Source organism: Burkholderia pseudomultivorans (assembly GCF_902499075.1).
GTDB lineage: Bacteria > Pseudomonadota > Gammaproteobacteria > Burkholderiales > Burkholderiaceae > Burkholderia > Burkholderia pseudomultivorans.
In genome coordinates, this window is the sequence record NZ_CABVPP010000073.1 from 1 (window position 1) to 14,372 (window position 14,372).

The 14,372-nt window shown below is 64.4% G+C and carries 20 protein-coding genes, 1 tRNA gene and 1 pseudogene; 7 read left to right on the forward strand and 15 right to left on the reverse strand.

What is annotated here, in order from left to right:
* Positions 1-570, forward strand: a 570-nt coding sequence (locus BST28156_RS30630) for a transposase (RefSeq protein WP_174904177.1), incomplete at its 5' end; no start/stop codon positions are given.
* Between the two features lie 158 nt (positions 571-728).
* Here BST28156_RS30630 and BST28156_RS35135 read toward each other — a convergent pair.
* Positions 729-821: pseudogene (locus BST28156_RS35135) on the reverse strand (STM2901 family protein); the annotation flags it as partial.
* Positions 822-1,102: 281 nt separating this feature from the next.
* Here BST28156_RS35135 and BST28156_RS30635 point away from each other — a divergent pair.
* The 3 genes from BST28156_RS30635 (at position 1,103) to BST28156_RS30645 (ending at position 3,160) form a co-directional block, all read left to right on the forward strand.
* Positions 1,103-1,240, forward strand: coding sequence for a hypothetical protein (locus BST28156_RS30635; protein ID WP_174904178.1), 138 nt, complete (start codon positions 1,103-1,105; stop codon positions 1,238-1,240).
* 380 nt (positions 1,241-1,620) lie between these two features.
* Positions 1,621-2,103 carry a winged helix-turn-helix transcriptional regulator gene (locus BST28156_RS30640; RefSeq protein WP_060243803.1) on the forward strand — a complete coding sequence of 161 codons (483 nt, stop codon included), beginning with the start codon at positions 1,621-1,623 and terminating at the stop codon, positions 2,101-2,103.
* A 433-nt stretch (positions 2,104-2,536) separates the two neighbouring features.
* Complete coding sequence (locus BST28156_RS30645; RefSeq protein ID WP_060243801.1) at positions 2,537-3,160, forward strand: phospholipase D family nuclease; 624 nt, start codon at positions 2,537-2,539, stop codon at positions 3,158-3,160.
* 649 nt (positions 3,161-3,809) lie between these two features.
* On the opposite strand, the gene BST28156_RS30650 is transcribed toward BST28156_RS30645, so the two are convergent.
* The 3 genes from BST28156_RS30650 to BST28156_RS30660 all read right to left on the reverse strand — a co-directional run bounded on the left by BST28156_RS30650 (position 3,810) and on the right by BST28156_RS30660 (position 5,537).
* Positions 3,810-4,283, reverse strand: coding sequence for a VOC family protein (locus BST28156_RS30650; RefSeq protein WP_060243797.1), 474 nt, complete (start codon positions 4,281-4,283; stop codon positions 3,810-3,812).
* 171 nt (positions 4,284-4,454) lie between these two features.
* The gene (locus tag BST28156_RS30655) at positions 4,455-4,997 is read right to left on the reverse strand and encodes an aspartyl-tRNA synthetase (RefSeq protein ID WP_174904180.1); all 543 of its coding nucleotides are present in this window, start codon (positions 4,995-4,997) and stop codon (positions 4,455-4,457) included.
* 126 nt (positions 4,998-5,123) lie between these two features.
* Complete coding sequence (locus BST28156_RS30660; RefSeq protein WP_174904181.1) at positions 5,124-5,537, reverse strand: lysozyme inhibitor LprI family protein; 414 nt, start codon at positions 5,535-5,537, stop codon at positions 5,124-5,126.
* Positions 5,538-5,836: 299 nt separating this feature from the next.
* On the opposite strand from BST28156_RS30660, the gene BST28156_RS30665 reads away from it, so the two are divergent.
* A complete protein-coding gene (locus BST28156_RS30665; protein ID WP_174904182.1) occupies positions 5,837-6,835 on the forward strand; it encodes a lysozyme inhibitor LprI family protein in 999 nt (332 codons plus the stop codon).
* A gap of 48 nt (positions 6,836-6,883) precedes the next feature.
* Here the strand turns inward: BST28156_RS30665 and BST28156_RS30670 are convergent, their stop codons facing one another.
* The 3 genes from BST28156_RS30670 to BST28156_RS30680 form a co-directional block, all read right to left on the reverse strand.
* Positions 6,884-7,123 carry a hypothetical protein gene (locus BST28156_RS30670; protein WP_081077206.1) on the reverse strand — a complete coding sequence of 80 codons (240 nt, stop codon included), beginning with the start codon at positions 7,121-7,123 and terminating at the stop codon, positions 6,884-6,886.
* Positions 7,124-7,332: 209 nt separating this feature from the next.
* Positions 7,333-7,641 (reverse strand): hypothetical protein, encoded by a 309-nt coding sequence (locus tag BST28156_RS30675; protein WP_060243786.1) that lies wholly within the window; start codon positions 7,639-7,641, stop codon positions 7,333-7,335.
* 46 nt (positions 7,642-7,687) lie between these two features.
* Positions 7,688-8,071, reverse strand: coding sequence for a VOC family protein (locus tag BST28156_RS30680; RefSeq protein ID WP_174904183.1), 384 nt, complete (start codon positions 8,069-8,071; stop codon positions 7,688-7,690).
* Between the two features lie 71 nt (positions 8,072-8,142).
* On the opposite strand from BST28156_RS30680, the gene BST28156_RS30685 reads away from it, so the two are divergent.
* On the forward strand, positions 8,143-8,886 hold the full coding sequence (locus tag BST28156_RS30685; protein ID WP_174904184.1) for a DUF695 domain-containing protein: 744 nt from the start codon (positions 8,143-8,145) through the stop codon (positions 8,884-8,886).
* A 382-nt stretch (positions 8,887-9,268) separates the two neighbouring features.
* Here the strand turns inward: BST28156_RS30685 and BST28156_RS30690 are convergent, their stop codons facing one another.
* Positions 9,269-9,898 carry a hypothetical protein gene (locus BST28156_RS30690; protein WP_174904185.1) on the reverse strand — a complete coding sequence of 210 codons (630 nt, stop codon included), beginning with the start codon at positions 9,896-9,898 and terminating at the stop codon, positions 9,269-9,271.
* Between the two features lie 258 nt (positions 9,899-10,156).
* Here BST28156_RS30690 and BST28156_RS30695 point away from each other — a divergent pair, with 258 nt between their 5' ends.
* Positions 10,157-10,624 (forward strand): plasmid fertility inhibition factor family protein, encoded by a 468-nt coding sequence (locus BST28156_RS30695; protein WP_060243775.1) that lies wholly within the window; start codon positions 10,157-10,159, stop codon positions 10,622-10,624.
* Between the two features lie 67 nt (positions 10,625-10,691).
* Here BST28156_RS30695 and BST28156_RS30700 read toward each other — a convergent pair whose 3' ends face one another.
* The 7 genes from BST28156_RS30700 to BST28156_RS30730 all read right to left on the reverse strand — a co-directional run bounded on the left by BST28156_RS30700 (position 10,692) and on the right by BST28156_RS30730 (position 14,346).
* Positions 10,692-10,901 (reverse strand): hypothetical protein, encoded by a 210-nt coding sequence (locus BST28156_RS30700; RefSeq protein WP_174904186.1) that lies wholly within the window; start codon positions 10,899-10,901, stop codon positions 10,692-10,694.
* Positions 10,902-11,553: 652 nt separating this feature from the next.
* Positions 11,554-11,802: a hypothetical protein gene (locus tag BST28156_RS30705; RefSeq protein WP_174904187.1), complete on the reverse strand. Its 249-nt coding sequence runs from the start codon at positions 11,800-11,802 to the stop codon at positions 11,554-11,556.
* Positions 11,766-12,401, reverse strand: coding sequence for a hypothetical protein (locus tag BST28156_RS30710; protein WP_174904188.1), 636 nt, complete (start codon positions 12,399-12,401; stop codon positions 11,766-11,768). Before BST28156_RS30710 ends, BST28156_RS30705 begins: the two co-directional genes overlap by 37 nt.
* 189 nt (positions 12,402-12,590) lie before the next feature.
* Positions 12,591-12,666, reverse strand: a tRNA-His gene (locus tag BST28156_RS30715).
* 60 nt (positions 12,667-12,726) lie between these two features.
* Complete coding sequence (dusA, locus tag BST28156_RS30720) at positions 12,727-13,713, reverse strand: tRNA dihydrouridine(20/20a) synthase DusA (protein ID WP_310722005.1); 987 nt, start codon at positions 13,711-13,713, stop codon at positions 12,727-12,729.
* A 125-nt stretch (positions 13,714-13,838) separates the two neighbouring features.
* Positions 13,839-14,093 carry a hypothetical protein gene (locus BST28156_RS30725; RefSeq protein WP_060243763.1) on the reverse strand — a complete coding sequence of 85 codons (255 nt, stop codon included), beginning with the start codon at positions 14,091-14,093 and terminating at the stop codon, positions 13,839-13,841.
* Positions 14,094-14,148: 55 nt separating this feature from the next.
* Entirely contained in the window at positions 14,149-14,346 is a 198-nt protein-coding gene (locus BST28156_RS30730; RefSeq protein WP_060243761.1) for a hypothetical protein, read from the reverse strand.
* Between the last annotated feature and the right edge of the window lie 26 nt (positions 14,347-14,372).

Consider the following 14,372-nt stretch of genomic DNA (forward strand, 5'->3'; position numbering starts at 1 on the left):
GACTGGAAGGGCAAACGGCGCAGCAACGACACGCATGAATCGAGCACTGATCCGGATGCGCGCCTGTTCCGAAAGGGACGACAAAGCGGAGCCATCCTTTGTTATCAGGGGCACATCCTGATGGAGAACCGCTCGGGCTTGGTGGTCGGCGCCGTGGTCAGTCACGCGGACGGTTTCGGCGAACGCGCGAGTGCATTGCGCCTGCTCGATTGCGTGCCGGGTCGTCACGCCAAGACGCTCGGTGCCGACAAGGGTTACGACATGCGCGACTTTGTGCGGGATTGCCGAACGCGCAAAGTGACGCCGCACGTCGCGCGCAACGACACGCATCAAGGCGGCAGCGCGATCGACGGACGGACGTCGCGGCACGCCGGTTATGGCATCAGCCAAGTGATTCGCAAGCGAATCGAAGAGCACTTCGGCTGGGGCAAGACCGTCGGCAGGATTCGGCAGACCGCGTATCGCGGCATCAAACGGGTCGACCAGCACTTCAAGCTGACGATGCTGGCGAGCAACCTGACTCGAATGGCCCGAATACTGGCAGCGGTGCCGCAAGGAGCGACGCGATGAGCCGCCCGAGCGCAGCAGTTGCGTGGCAACGCGCCGGCCGGCCCGCTCGCCAGCGGGGCATCCGGCACGATTCGTCTGCAACTCAACGGCCAATCGCATACGAAACCCTTTTAAACAGTGCCCCGGCCGTCAAAATGAGGCGCTTTTCAACAGCCTGCTAGCTCCTTGCCCGTCTCGTCGATGAAGATCAAGAAGAAGAGTTCTTCGCGCGTCAGGCCCTCATGGATCCCGTATTTGTACGTATTCGCCATCTCTCAGAATTGTGCTTATTGGTAGTCACGAAAGACTAGCGTGAAGATGTCGCGCGGACAATAGCTTTGCCATGTGCTCACGGCCATCTTTGCGCGACCGTGAATAATGCTTCGCCAGCCCCGGCGATTACTCCGTCGATGGCAAAATGCCCGCACGAAAAATACCAGGAGCGGGGCTGCGATGGCGTGCGACCTTCAGTCGGGATGGACTACCGTGATACAGGCGAGCGCCGCCGCGCTGTCGCCGATCAACCGGGCAGCTTCACAGCGCGATCGCGACGATGCAGGCGCTAACTCTTTCTGACGAGATGCGCGAAAAGTTCGGCAACAAGTGGCTTAAGCTGAATGAATGGTTTCGGCTGCAACTGGACGTGATCCCGGAAAAGTTTGCGCCGTTCCTGTCGGTCGACGATATTTGACGACTGCCGCACCTCTAAGTATTCGGGCGCGGCCACGCTCGAACTTTTCCGTTACGGTGCCGACACTGCGTGCGTCGCTGCGGCCTGTTCCGTTTCGTGACTCTCCTGGTTCGCCACCTTGAAGCTGGCAGCGATGACGACCACATTATCGACTGTCCCCAACCCGCGATTTCCCCGTAAATCCCCGCGACCAGACCCGCTGCAACGCCGGTCGACTCGCAGCAACGGCCTACGTCAGAGTGAACATACACCTTTGATTTACAAGGCATTTCCAAGGCAAATCGCAGCAACGCAACGCATAGGCGAACTCTACGCTGCGACGGTGTTCGGTTTTATAATCGAACTCGCTATTTCGCTGAACCGCCGCACGAGACTCGACGATGAAATGGGATGACATCGGTACGCTGAACTGCTCGGTCGCGCGCACGCTCGCCGTGCTCGGCGACCGCTGGACCATGCTGATCCTGCGCAACGCGTTCCTCGGCTGTCGCCGCTTCGACGCATTCCAGGCGCAGCTCGGCCTGACGCGCCACGTGCTGGCCGAACGGCTCGCACGCCTCGTCGACGAAGGCGTGCTGGTCAAGCTCGCGTATCAGGAACGCCCGCCGCGCTTCGAATACCGCCTGACCGAAAAAGGCCTCGACCTCTACCCGGCGCTGCTCGCGCTGCTGGCGTGGGGCGACCGCTGGAAGGACGACGGCAACGGACCGCCGCTGCGCCTGCGTCACCGCAGCTGCGGCCAGCTGATGCATGCGGTGACCGTGTGCTCGGCCTGCGGCGAGCCGCTCGACCCGCGCGACGTGCTGGCGGAGCCCGGGCCGGGCTGGGTCGAGCCGGAAGCAGCCGGGGCACGGGACGCGTGACGCGGCGCGTTCGGCGCGTGCCGATTTCTGCGCCCCGTTCTTCGGAATCTGTCGTGTGATCCGAATCTTCGTGTGCCCGTCGTTCGCTTGCGTCTTCTGTCAGCGTCGCCTTCATCCTCGTCTTCATCTGCATCGTCGAACATCGCATCGGCTCAGCTGCGCACAAATGCGGAGCGAACCGCTCTCCCGCCGACGCATGCGAACGCGCAAACAGCGGCCGCCGACGCCAAACCCGGCCCGACGATCCGGCCAACCCGCGCATGTGCGCGTACATGCGACGCGGTGCGAATGACGTTGCGGCAACCGTCCCGACTGATCGCAACATGCGCGACACACGCCACCATCGTGCGCGGCACGATCATCGGACATGGTCGCAACGGCGCGTCTGCGTTACACTCACGGCCCGCCGTCTCGAAATCATTCGCTGTCCAAGATGTTGTCGCGCAATCGCCTCGCCGCCGCCTGCCTCGCCGCTTCCCTGCTCGCCACACCGTTCGCCGCCTTCGGCAAGACGCACAACGAATCGCTGTTGCAACAGGCGATCGACTTCGTGTCGCGACTGCTGCCGGCACCGACTCACGAAGCGCCCGCGACGCAGGTTGTCGAATCCGCGTTCTCGCCCGACGGCGGCGCCGAGGCGCTGGTGCTGAAGGCGATCGGCGCCGCGCGCAGCTCGATCCGCGTCGCCGCGTATTCGTTCACGTCGCCCGCCGTCACGCGCGCGCTGCTCGCCGCGAAGCGGCGCGGCGTGAACATCGCGGTGGTCGTCGACGACAAGGGCAATCGCGCGAAGAGCAGCAAGCAGGCGCTGAACCTGCTCGTCAACGCCGGCATTCCGACGCGGACCATCGATACCTATGCGATCCATCACGACAAGTACCTCGTGATCGACGCGGAGCATGTCGAGACGGGCTCGTTCAACTACAGCGCATCGGCCGCGAGCCGCAATTCCGAGAACGTCGTCGTGGTCTGGAACAATCCGCAACTCGCGTCGCGCTACCTCACGCACTGGCAAAGCCGCTTCGACCAGGGCACGCCGTATCGCTCGGCCTACTGATGCACGCGCGCAGGCGAATGCGCCGGCCACTCGGCGCGCGTCGTGCAACCGGCACGTCGTCGATGATCGGCGAAGGCGATGCCGCGATCAACCTGGCCGAACGGCCAGCACAGGCCCTGTGCGAGCATCGAGCCGCCGCTCAATGAACCACGGCCCTCCGTCCCGCCACGACCTCGGCGCGCGCGCAGTCGGCCCCGCGCACGTCGCTTGCCGACAAACTGCGCGCAATCGGGGCGTTGCCCGGCAGTGCGCTGCGTAGACACGCCGTGCTGGCCGTCACCGTGCTCTGAACCATCGGATAAATCAGGCACAGTGCAAATGCGAGATACCCCGCGTAAAGAATGCGAATCATGGTGCAGTGAATGGGCGAGTCATCTCGTCCCGTTTACGGCACCGCACCGGGCGGCTTGAGACAATGCGCATGTCACGCGCATAGCGAGGCGCGTGACGCCCCTCGTCGCGCAGCCGCTCATCGGCACCGGCCGCCGCAGCAATGCGCACGGCCCGCATCCGGCTCAACCGCTCCGGATGCGGGCCGGTTCGGCGTTGCATCGGGTTCGACCTTCTGCTGCGCCCTGCCAGCGATCAATGACGACACGACAGGCGACCGCCGCGCGGCACGTCGCTCAGCCGCGTGCGCCCGACTCCATCAGCTTCCGCACGGCGGCGCGCTCTTCATCGCTTCCGCGATCTGCTCGGGCGTCAGATCGCGCTGGTGCGTCGCGATCGACCAGCGATGCCCGAACGGATCCTCGACCTGCCCATAGCGATCGCCCCAGAACATGTCGGTCGCCGGCATCGTGACGGTCGCGCCGGCCGCGACGGCCTGCGCAATCGCCGCGTCGACGTCGGGCACGTACAGATGCAGGCAGACCGCCGTGCCTTTCAGCGCCTTCGGCCCGAGCGCGCCGTGCTCCGGCATTTCATCCATCAGCATCAGTGCGCAGTCGCCGATCGCCAGACAGGCATGCGCGAGCTTGCCGTTTGGCGCCGACAGGCGGCTCAGCTCGTTCGCGCCGAACGCGCGCTTGTAGAAATCGATCGCATCGGCGGCGCCGGCACAGATCAGGTGCGGCGTCAGCGTGCGCATCCCCTCGGGGATCGGTTTGACGGATGTGGACATGGGTGTCGCTCCTTCTATCGGTTGTCGTATCGGGAAACGAGGCACGCGCACGATGCGCATGTCTCCGATGCCACGACGGACGAACCGACCGAGGATCGACATGCCGGTCGAAATTTTTTACCGATGCCGCGCCCGCCGTCAGCCAGATCGCTCGCTCGGGCGCCCGCGGGTTCAGTCCGGGCGGCCGTCCGAACCGCCGTCCGACGTGCCGAACTGTTTGCGACACAGTTCCATCAGTCCGGCCACCGCCTCGAGCGGCAGGCCCTCGAACCGGCTGACCGGCAGCATCACGCCGCCCGGCACCCGGGTGCGCGACGCGTGTTCGGAGAACTGGTAGCCGATGTATCGATTCCCGGCGACGCTGACCATCCCGAACCCGGTGACGTCGCGCCACCGTATCGCCGGCTTCTCGCGCATCGAGCCGACCAGCTGGAAACCCGTTTCGTCGATGACGAGCGCTATCTTCCTGCGCGAGCCGAGAAGGAGCGCACCGCCGGCGAGCGCCAGCAACGCGGCCAGCACGGCGGCCGGCCACAGCGTCGTATCGGCCGCGTAGCCGCATGCCGCCGCGACGGCCAGCACGATGCACACGATCGCCTTTCTTTTCATGCTCCGGCTGTCGACCGCGAGCGTGACCGGCAGCTCGCCGCTCATCGTGCCGGCGACGGGATCGATCTGCCAGTCTGGAAGGTTCGTTTCGCTTGCATCGTTCATTATTTTTTTGCCCCGAAGAATGCCGTCATGCCTGGACGCGCATCCGCCCGAATGCCGATGCCGGACATGTTACCCGCGTCGGGCTCGCCACGGCGTGCACGTGCGCCACCCGCTCCATCGCAGGCATCAGTCGGCATGTCCGTCCAGAGAGCGCCGCAACTGCGCAGCCCGTTCGGCCGTCAGTTCCGCCACGCACTGCGCGCGATTGACCGCCGCCCATTGCGGCGCACCGCCGGCATCGATCGCACCCAGGTCGCACTCGGCGTCGCGATACGCAATCCACGCGCGCTGCGCCGCGCGCAACGCATCGCGCTCGTCGGGCCGGCCGCCGACTGCCGCATTCAGGCGCCGGTATACGTCGTTCAGCGCCTTGTCGCGGTTCGCCGTCCGCTGCTCCGCGCACGCGAGACTCGCGCGCGCCGCGTCGAGCCCGAGGCCGAGGCCGCCCGTCACCGCATCGCAGTCGAGCGCGAATGCCGCGACGGGCATCGCGGCGAACATCGGGCCCGCCAGCCACTTTCCTTGAAACAACGTATTCATTGAATCATCCCGTGTTGAAACCGATACGTGCGGCCGATGGCCGGCCGCGCTTCCGGACGCATCGACGATACCGCATCACGCGACCGCGGTCGCATGCCGTCGTGCTGTGCGGATCGCGCATCGTGCCGGGATCGGCCGAACGGCCATTGCATTGCCGGCTCGCGCAGCTCGGCGCTATATTGCCGGCTGACCTTGCCGGCGCGGGAACCGATCCGTTCCGCAGCGCCGCCGATTCGCCCGGCAACGACGCGTGATGTCGACGCCGTCCCGCCCGATACGAACCGCACTCACGATTGCACATGATGCCGCTGTCCTTTTCGCGAACCGCCGCCACACTGAGCCTTGTCGCGCTCGGCTGCCTGTCCGTCGCCGCCCGCGCCGCCAGCTTCGACTGCCATGCCGCCCGCACGAGCATCGAGCAGGCGATCTGCAACGACGCGGAACTGTCCCGGCTCGACGAACGACTCGACGACACCTATCGCGCTGCGCTCGGCGTGGCTGACGGCGATGCCGCGACAGCACTGCGCGCGACGCAGCGCGCGTGGCTGAAAGCGAGACTGCCCGCCGACGGTCGCATCGACGTGCGCGCGCTGCAGCAGGCTTACCGGCAACGCATCGCCGAGCTGCAGGCGCGGCCCGGTTTTCCGGATGCCGTGAAGCGCGGCGGCGGCAGCACGTTCCGGCTCACCGACATGTCGAAGGAATTCGATTTCACGGTGCGGATGTACCAGGACTGCCCGATGCCGAAGGGCAAGGACAGTGCGTACTGCGAGGGTCCGGGACGCATCGCCGTCTTTCGAAAAGGCGCGGGCACGCCGCTTCAGACGATCGACTTCCCGACGATCGTCGCGACGCTGCTGCCATCCGGCAAGCCGCTAACCCAATCCGCACGGCTATACGACGACCAGGGCGTGCTCAACGTCGGCGACTTCAATTTCGACGGCCACGACGATTTCGGCGTGCAGACCGGCAACGAAGGCAGCTATGGCGGCCCCAGCTACGACGTTTACCTGTTCGATCCGAAGACCGGCCGTTTCGACCGGAACAGCGCGATGAGCGATCTCACGCATGAATCGCTCGGCTTCTTCGACGTCGATCCGAAGCGCAGGCGGCTGCGCGCGTTCAGCAAGAGCGGTTGCTGCTATCACGAGACGACCACCTTTCGCGTCGACGACGATCGGCTCGTCGAGGTCGAACGGCATATCGAAGCGGCCACGATGGACGGGAAGATGGAGATTACCGACGAGCAGCTCGTCGGCGGGAAGTGGCGCAAGAAGGTGCGCGTGGAAACCGACTAGCGTCGCGGCAATACCGCACGGAACGGGCGCGATGCGACCGGAATCGCGTCAGTTGCACACCTTGACGGTGCCGTTTGACGTGCACTGACGGACGCTCCAGTAGCTCTGCCCCGCCAGGCTCGGCGCCATGCCGACGCCGCGAATCCGCGCCGGCGGCGACGAGGCCGGCACCGCCGCCGATGCGGTCTCGGGCGAAGGCGGTGGAGACGACTGCTCGGGCGTGCTTTGACAGGCGGCGAGCACCACGCAGCATACGGCTGCCAACGGGGCGATGATCGATCTGGGCATGGTCTCGTGCGGTCCGGTGTGTTGCGGGTTTGCGTGCGTCGGGCGTCCCGCGCCGTTGCACGCCGTGCTGGGTCGTTCAACGGCGCCGGGCGCGCAGCAAGGCAATACCTCGATACTACGCCTCGCGAGCGGCGATGCGCGAGCAGCATTTGCTGGCCGTCCGCCCCGCTCGCGCGCACGCACGCACGCGCCGCAACGTATGCCGCCGCTCAGATCTGCGGCAGATCCCGCAGCGTGCGCGCCTCGCTCGTCGCGTCCACGTCGAGCTCGATCCCTTCCGACGCATCGCGATAGCGCACGCGCTTCAGCCTCGGCCCCACCGCGACATTGTCCGGACTGGAGAAAATCGCGTGCACGTCGTCGCCGGCCGCGATCGCGCGCGCGACGTCGGCGACCGGCGCCTCGCTCGGCGTCGCCGCCCACGAACGGTCGGCCGGATTCACGGCCGCCCAGCGCACATGCGTGACGCGCGCGCTGAGCGGATCGATTCGAACACCATTCACCGCAAACATCGACATCGGAGTCTCCTTCGCTATTTCCCCGGGCCGCCGCGCGATGCGCGCGTCAGCGGCGCCCCCAGACTTCGCACACGTTGCCGGCCGGATCCGCAACCGAAACCGCAACCGTGCCGTCACCGTAGTCCCAGTCGTTCAGGATGCTGACGCCGTGCGATCCGAGACGCCCGACCGCTTCCGCGACATGTGCGACCTCGATCGCCAGCGCGATGCCGTGACCGGTCGGGCCGAATTCGGGATACGGAAAGTTGCCGTCCCTGCCTGTATGGACGGTCAGCGTCACGCCGTGCACGGCGAAGCGGTGCCACGGGTTTCCCGCAACCGACACGCCGCTCGCCTCGACCGGCAGCGCGAGCGCCAGGCGGTAGAAGTCCACGACGGCCGCGTAGCGGTCGTATTCGACGGGCACCAGCAGATTCAGGCTCGCGATCATCTGCGCTTCTCCGGCCGACGCGATTTTCGATGATACATTGGGATGCTTTGCACCGTGCACGGGAGACACGCATGACCGACACTTGGGGAACCTTCCCTGCCCGGATGGGCGACCATCAGGCCTTCGTCGACTTCAATCACAGCTTCGCGGAGATCGCGGAAGGCGATCCGCGCACGTCGCTGCTCAGCGTGCGCGTCGCCATCGCGCATCCGACGCCCGACGGCTTGCCGGCCGGCGACGAGCTGGCCGAGCTCGCGCGCGTCGACGAGCTGCTCGACGCGGCGGTGCTCGCGCGAGGCGGCGTGCAGGTCGGCCGCATCACCGTCGACGGCAATCGCGACGTGCTGTTCTACGTGCCGTTCGACGAGGAAACCGCGGCGAACATCGTCGACGACGCGGCCGAACGGACGACCTATACGCTCGAATATGCGTATCAGGACGATCCGGACAAGACCATCTACTGGCAGACCCTTTACCCGACCGAGGACGACTGGCAGATCATGCGCGACATGCGCGTGCTCGATGCGCTGCACCGGCAGGGCGACGTGAGCGACACGCGCCGGCGCGTGCTGCACTGGGCGAGCTTCCCGGAACCGGACGATGCGCACCATTTCGCCGACTGGGCCGAATCGAAAGGCTATCTGGTCGACTCGGTCGCGCCGAACGAAGACGGCAAGACCGCAGTCCGGTTTGCGCACGACGGTACGATGGCGCTGGCCGACATCACGGGCCATACGCTTGCAATCAGCCGCGAGGCGCGCTCGCTCGGCGGGGAATACGAAGGATGGGAAACCAGCGTCGAGCAGGCCGGCTAAGGTCTGTTCGTTGATGGCGGATTTGCGCTGCGCGGCAAGACGCGCTGCGTTCGGCACAAAAAAGTATCCCGGCAGCGCAATCGCACGCCGCCGGGACCAAGACATCGCCAGCCGAAGCCGGCAATGGGCCTGGGCGATCGCTCAGGCACGAGGAAAGCGATTCATGCGGATCAGGCGCACGGATGCGCGACGACGCAGCCGGCCGGACGCCCGTCCGGGTCCGCCGGCGCAGCCTCGGTGCGCCGGGCGGGTAAAAAGCCCCGCTCCTGCGCGAGCGAGCGGGGAAAGGTTGACCGGGCCGGGGTAGATCGGTCAACCGTTCAGATTGTCGTGCGGAGCGCGCGCAACGGTCTGTGCGTCATCTCACCCATGCACGACGACATCACGGTCCGATCGCAAGGCCCGCGGCCGGCAGCAAGGCCACGATAATCACCGGAGACAGTGCGACCGCGCCGACCATCAGCACGCCGTCGGCCGCCAGCGTCACCGGCGTCGCGAGCACGCGAACCGCCTTGTCCGCGGTCGTGAGGCGATCGACGACATCGATCGTGTACGGACGCGAAAACGACGACCACGTCTTGCCTTGATCGAAGCCATCGGCGCGATAGCGCGTTCCGTGCAGCGTGCCCTTCATTTCGAGTTCGACGCTGCCACGCGTCGTGAAGCCATCCGCCAGCGCTTGCGCTCTTTCGTCGGCCGTCAGCGGCTTGGCGGGACGCAGCCGCAGCCAGTAATCGCCGGTGATCGCGCCGCCCCGCGCGACAAAGTTCACGAGAGAAACTTCGAGCGACTGACGATACGGCGAGACCAGCATTGCGCCGAAATGCTCCGGCATGTCGAAGATGTAGTGGTATTGCTGCCCGAGCACGACGAATTTCTTGCCGTCCTCGCTGACGAGAAAACGGTCGACGGTCTCGTCGTATCTGCCGTCTTCGAACAGCATCGACGTGCACCCCGCCAGACCGGCGGTGATTGCGATCGCGCTGGCCCTCAGCAGCGTTCTTCTTTTCATTTCTTGTGTCCGGATTTTAATTGTTGGAATGAGCACATCTTGATGTGCGCGATAAAGCGGCGATCAAGATACTCGAACCCGGGTCCTGGCGCACGGATTTCTTCGGTTAAATCGAATTTCCTCGATTTTCTCCGGGTTCGGACTCGACCGGCACATCGTGCGGGAGTCGATTCGATGCCGCCTGTCCGATATCGATCCACGCTGCTAAACTCGGGCCACCAGGCTTGATAAAGACCGTTCGCGCTATCAGAGGAAACAATGACACTCGCTCGGGCACAACATCAGGGCGTAGATGTCTGGATCATCCAGCTTCCCGGGCACGCCCCTTATACCTACACACATCTCAAGCGCGTCTTTGCATCCGACGACTCGCGACATCGGGTCGTGATCGTCGACTTGAGGAAACTCCTCGCATGCGCCGACCGCGACACGACCGATTATGTGCTGCCGTCGGTGCAGTACTGGGCGCGCGGAAAGGCCGTCGGCATCCGCGGCTTTCTCGATCCCGAACAGGCAAGGATCCCCGACATGCCGTTCATCACCTTTCGCGAGACGAGAACGCGAATGCTGCTCGGCATTCCCGGTCTGTCGAAAGTCGGCGTCGCGTCGTTCAGGAACGGACAGCATCGCGCACGCTATCTGGCGTACGCGGGCGCAACCATCCTGCCCGTCGAGATACACGAGACCGAGGCGGATTTGCTGGCGCGCTACTGCGGGGTGAAATAGAGGTCGGGTCGGTGCGCGTGTCGTGACCGCGACGCGAGTCGACGGATGACGCAGCCGATGCGACAGCTTATTGCAGCGGCGGCAGTTGATCCGCTTCCTGCTCGGCGATGCGCTTGGCTTCGCCGAGCATCGAGTCGTAGCTCTTCAGCGGCCGGTCGCGACCTACCGTATAGCACTCGCCGTCGATTCGGTACGACCAATGCCACCGGCCATTCCGATCCTCGTCCACGTCGATGTCGATGTTGTGCCCACTGTACTCATAGCTGACATGAGGCATTTCGGATCCCCATACGTTGAGCTGGCCTCTTACATCCTACTCCCGCGGAGATCGGCCGTAGATAAGGGTCTCAATCTAGGCGGGGACCGTGAACGCACGTAACGCAGCGACCGGTCGAGGCACCGTATACGGACGAGATCGACGCCGTCCGCGCACGAGGGCACGGTGAGTCGCCGTCGCAGCCACCACATGAACATGCTGACGACGGAGCCGGATCGCCGCATGATCTTTTCGCGCCAACGCTGCGCAAATTTTCTCTCCGATTCGTTTGCAGCACACTAAAAAAAAATCCCGACGACTCGTTGGAGTCGTCGGGACTGAACGGCCCTTTAAAAACAGGCGCGAGGAAATGACTTGCATCTTACAGCAATGTAAGACTGTTACGCACTGTCGAAATTGGCCAAGTCTCTGACATAATCCGCCAATTCATTCGTCGCAAATCGCTCGGAAAACGCGCACATCGTCTTCGCACATAAAAGCGTACTGGCCGATCGGGCGCAAAAGAATTCGAAGTGAAGGAGAATCCGCGGCGCAGCGCATTGCGGACCGCATTAACCGGCCGACATATCGAGATATGGAATTAACGCCGCGACTGCTTCCCGATGCGGAACATTGATGTGGATCAAATCAAGTGCGGCCATATTCTGCCGGGTCATGAACCGGCATACATTTCGAGCGCCATTCGAATGCCGCCGGTCTCCGCATCGCAGCTGGATTTCGCACGGCGATACAGAATGGCCGCCTGCCCGATCGCGTCGGTTGCGCGCGCCGTCTCCCGCACGATGCCGGTGCTCGCTGTCCCGCCGGAAGACAACAACCGGAGCGCGGCCGCAGCGGCAAGCAGCCGATCCTGAGCGACGGCGATCAATATTGCGTAATCGCCCGGAATCGAGACATACACTTAAGCTCGTCGAACTCGCATCTCGGAATCGCCTGGATCGCGTTGAGCAGGTCGAGTGCGTGATGGATGGAAGCCGAGCCGTTTGCCCGCATGACGTCGAGTTCCTCGCTCACGTTCGACGTGACGCCAGCGGCGGTCTCCAGTCGCTGCACGACGCCCGCCGCCGTCAATCGGCCCACGACGAATCGATCCTGTTTGCTGTTTCGACGTTCGGATAGCGCCACCCATACAGCGGCGCCGCCCGCCACACAAGCGCCGACGGCAACCGCCCCATTCACCCCAAAAGCTGTCGCACCGAAACCCGTCCACGCCGATGCGGGCCGCGCGCTCTGCAGCGTGTGGATGAACTGCATGGAAAAACATCCGACGCTGAAAAACGTCAGTGCGACGATCGCATAGGCGGCGGCCGGTCGCTGCGCAAGTTTTCGCTCCATGCTTTTCCATATCTGGTTTTCGGGGGATCGTAGCGCCGCCATTTGACACGACCAGCGTCGCAGGAAGCGCGTTCTGCATCCGCAGGCAACGAGATCGAAGACGCATGCATCGGTATGCCGATATCCATCGGTATCGGTTTGCTCGATGCAGGTATCGCAGAACATTCGAGATGCCGAACACGCGCGAAGCGTCGCAACGCGATGCCCGACCGGCAACGCAGTTCAGTTCTGTGATCGATGAAGGATAAAACCCGCGAACGCGACGGATGAACCTGGAATCGCGATTGCCATTCCGGAATGGAGACGCAGAAAGCAAAACAGGCGCCTAAGCGCCTGTTTTGTTGATGCATCCGGTGGGGTGGCTGATGGGACTCGAACCCACGACAACAGGAATCACAATCCTGGACTCTACCAACTGAGCTACAGCCACCACTGATACTGCCTTGTTTCTCCGCTGTTTCGTTTGCTGTTCAACAGCAGAGAAGCAAGATTATACGAACTCTTTTGAATCTTGCAAAGCCTTTTTTTCAAAAATTTCTTCGGCGTCGTTCAGATGCGCGCGCGCCTCATCGAACACGGCCAGATCGCCGCGCGCGAGCTTCTTGTTGTCCGACAGCACGCGACGCCAGCCGCGCGCACCGGGCATGCCGCGATACAGCCCGAGCGCATGCCGCACGATCGCCCCGAGGTACGTGCCGCGCTTCAGCTCGGCCGCGCAGTATTCGATCAGTTTCGCCTCGGCTTGCTCGCGCGTCGGCGCCGCTTCGGTCGAGCCGTAGAAACGCGCATCGACACCGGCGAGCACATACGGGTTGTGATACGCCTCGCGACCGAGCATCACGCCGTCGACATGCTCGAGATGCTGCGCCACCTCGTCGAGCGTCGTGATCCCGCCGTTGATCACGATCTCCAGTTCGGGAAAGTCGCGCTTCAGCCGATACGCATAGTCGTACTTGAGCGGCGGAATCTCGCGATTCTCCTTCGGCGACAAACCCTTCAGGATCGCATTGCGCGCATGCACGACGAAGGTCGCGCAGCCCGCTTCGGCAACCGTGCCGACGAAGTCCCGCACGAACGCGTAGTCCTCGACCGCGTCGACGCCGATCCGGTGCTTGACCGTGACCGGCACCGACACTGCATCGCTCATCGCCTTCACGCAGTCGGCGACGAGCTGCGGCTCGTTCATCAGGCATGCGCCGAATGCGCCGCGCTGCACGCGCTCGGACGGGCATCCGCAATTCAGGTTGATTTCGTCGTAGCCCCACTGCTCGCCGAGCTTCGCGGCGCGCGCAAGATCGTCACGCTCGCTGCCGCCAAGCTGCAGCGCGACCGGCGATTCGTTCGGCGAGAACGCGAGATGCCGCTGTGCATCTCCGAACAGCAGCGCGCCCGTCGTGATCATCTCCGTATACAGCCAGGTATCGCGCGTCAGCGTGCGATGGAACGACCGGCAATGACGGTCGGTCCAGTCGAGCATGGGCGCCACGGATACGCGGCGGGGAGGAAGCGAAGACGAAGCGGACATGGAATTCGGGCAGCAGGCGGCACGGAAACAACCGGCTATTTTACCGCATCCCGGCCCCTGCCCGCCCGGCGGCCTGCTTAACCGCCGCCGGCGTCGCCCAGTTCGGCGTCGACGGCCCGCCGCGCCTCGTCGAGCACGCGCTCGATCACGCGCCGCTCGGTCAACAGCAGCCCGTCGACCTTCACGAGCCGCCAGTCGATCCTGACGGCATCGCCCTGCAGCACGCGGTAATGCACGTGCTCGCCGTCCCAGACCTGTTCGGTCTTCACCTCGATCTCGTAGCCGCGGTACGGCTCGCTGAAATCGCCGAGATCGCTGCCTCTCGGTTCCATCGCACGCTCCGTGGCAACACGGCGCCCGGCCGCCCGTGCGGCCGGCGCCGTGCGCTCAATCGTATTCTTCGGACAAAACGGATTTGCCGTCGGCGGTCAGGTCGACCCGATCGGCAGCCGCCTGGTAGATCAGCCCTTCGTTCAGCAACGCATAGACGACGTCGTCGAACGCGGCGGGAACCGGCCGGCTGTCGCCGAACTGGTCGATCCACTTCAGCGCCTCGATGGCTTCGGGGGAAAGGATGGGGGTCATGCGCGGCCTCCGGCATCGGTGTCGTT

Coding starts and splice junctions, on each gene's coding strand:
- BST28156_RS30665 (WP_174904182.1), top strand. CDS start 5,837: ATGATGCCGCTGTCCTTTTCGCGAACCGCCGCCACACTGAGCCTTGTC.
- BST28156_RS30700 (WP_174904186.1), bottom strand. CDS start 10,901: ATGCCTCATGTCAGCTATGAGTACAGTGGGCACAACATCGACATCGAC.
- BST28156_RS30660 (WP_174904181.1), bottom strand. CDS start 5,537: ATGAATACGTTGTTTCAAGGAAAGTGGCTGGCGGGCCCGATGTTCGCC.
- BST28156_RS30725 (WP_060243763.1), bottom strand. CDS start 14,093: ATGGAACCGAGAGGCAGCGATCTCGGCGATTTCAGCGAGCCGTACCGC.
- BST28156_RS30695 (WP_060243775.1), top strand. CDS start 10,157: ATGACACTCGCTCGGGCACAACATCAGGGCGTAGATGTCTGGATCATC.
- BST28156_RS30710 (WP_174904188.1), bottom strand. CDS start 12,401: ATGTTCTGCGATACCTGCATCGAGCAAACCGATACCGATGGATATCGG.
- BST28156_RS30650 (WP_060243797.1), bottom strand. CDS start 4,283: ATGTCCACATCCGTCAAACCGATCCCCGAGGGGATGCGCACGCTGACG.
- BST28156_RS30690 (WP_174904185.1), bottom strand. CDS start 9,898: ATGAAAAGAAGAACGCTGCTGAGGGCCAGCGCGATCGCAATCACCGCC.
- BST28156_RS30655 (WP_174904180.1), bottom strand. CDS start 4,997: ATGAACGATGCAAGCGAAACGAACCTTCCAGACTGGCAGATCGATCCC.
- BST28156_RS30680 (WP_174904183.1), bottom strand. CDS start 8,071: ATGATCGCGAGCCTGAATCTGCTGGTGCCCGTCGAATACGACCGCTAC.
- BST28156_RS30685 (WP_174904184.1), top strand. CDS start 8,143: ATGACCGACACTTGGGGAACCTTCCCTGCCCGGATGGGCGACCATCAG.
- BST28156_RS30670 (WP_081077206.1), bottom strand. CDS start 7,123: ATGCCCAGATCGATCATCGCCCCGTTGGCAGCCGTATGCTGCGTGGTG.
- dusA (WP_310722005.1), bottom strand. CDS start 13,713: ATGCTCGACTGGACCGACCGTCATTGCCGGTCGTTCCATCGCACGCTG.
- BST28156_RS30730 (WP_060243761.1), bottom strand. CDS start 14,346: ATGACCCCCATCCTTTCCCCCGAAGCCATCGAGGCGCTGAAGTGGATC.
- BST28156_RS30675 (WP_060243786.1), bottom strand. CDS start 7,641: ATGTCGATGTTTGCGGTGAATGGTGTTCGAATCGATCCGCTCAGCGCG.
- BST28156_RS30640 (WP_060243803.1), top strand. CDS start 1,621: ATGAAATGGGATGACATCGGTACGCTGAACTGCTCGGTCGCGCGCACG.
- BST28156_RS30645 (WP_060243801.1), top strand. CDS start 2,537: ATGTTGTCGCGCAATCGCCTCGCCGCCGCCTGCCTCGCCGCTTCCCTG.
- BST28156_RS30635 (WP_174904178.1), top strand. CDS start 1,103: ATGCAGGCGCTAACTCTTTCTGACGAGATGCGCGAAAAGTTCGGCAAC.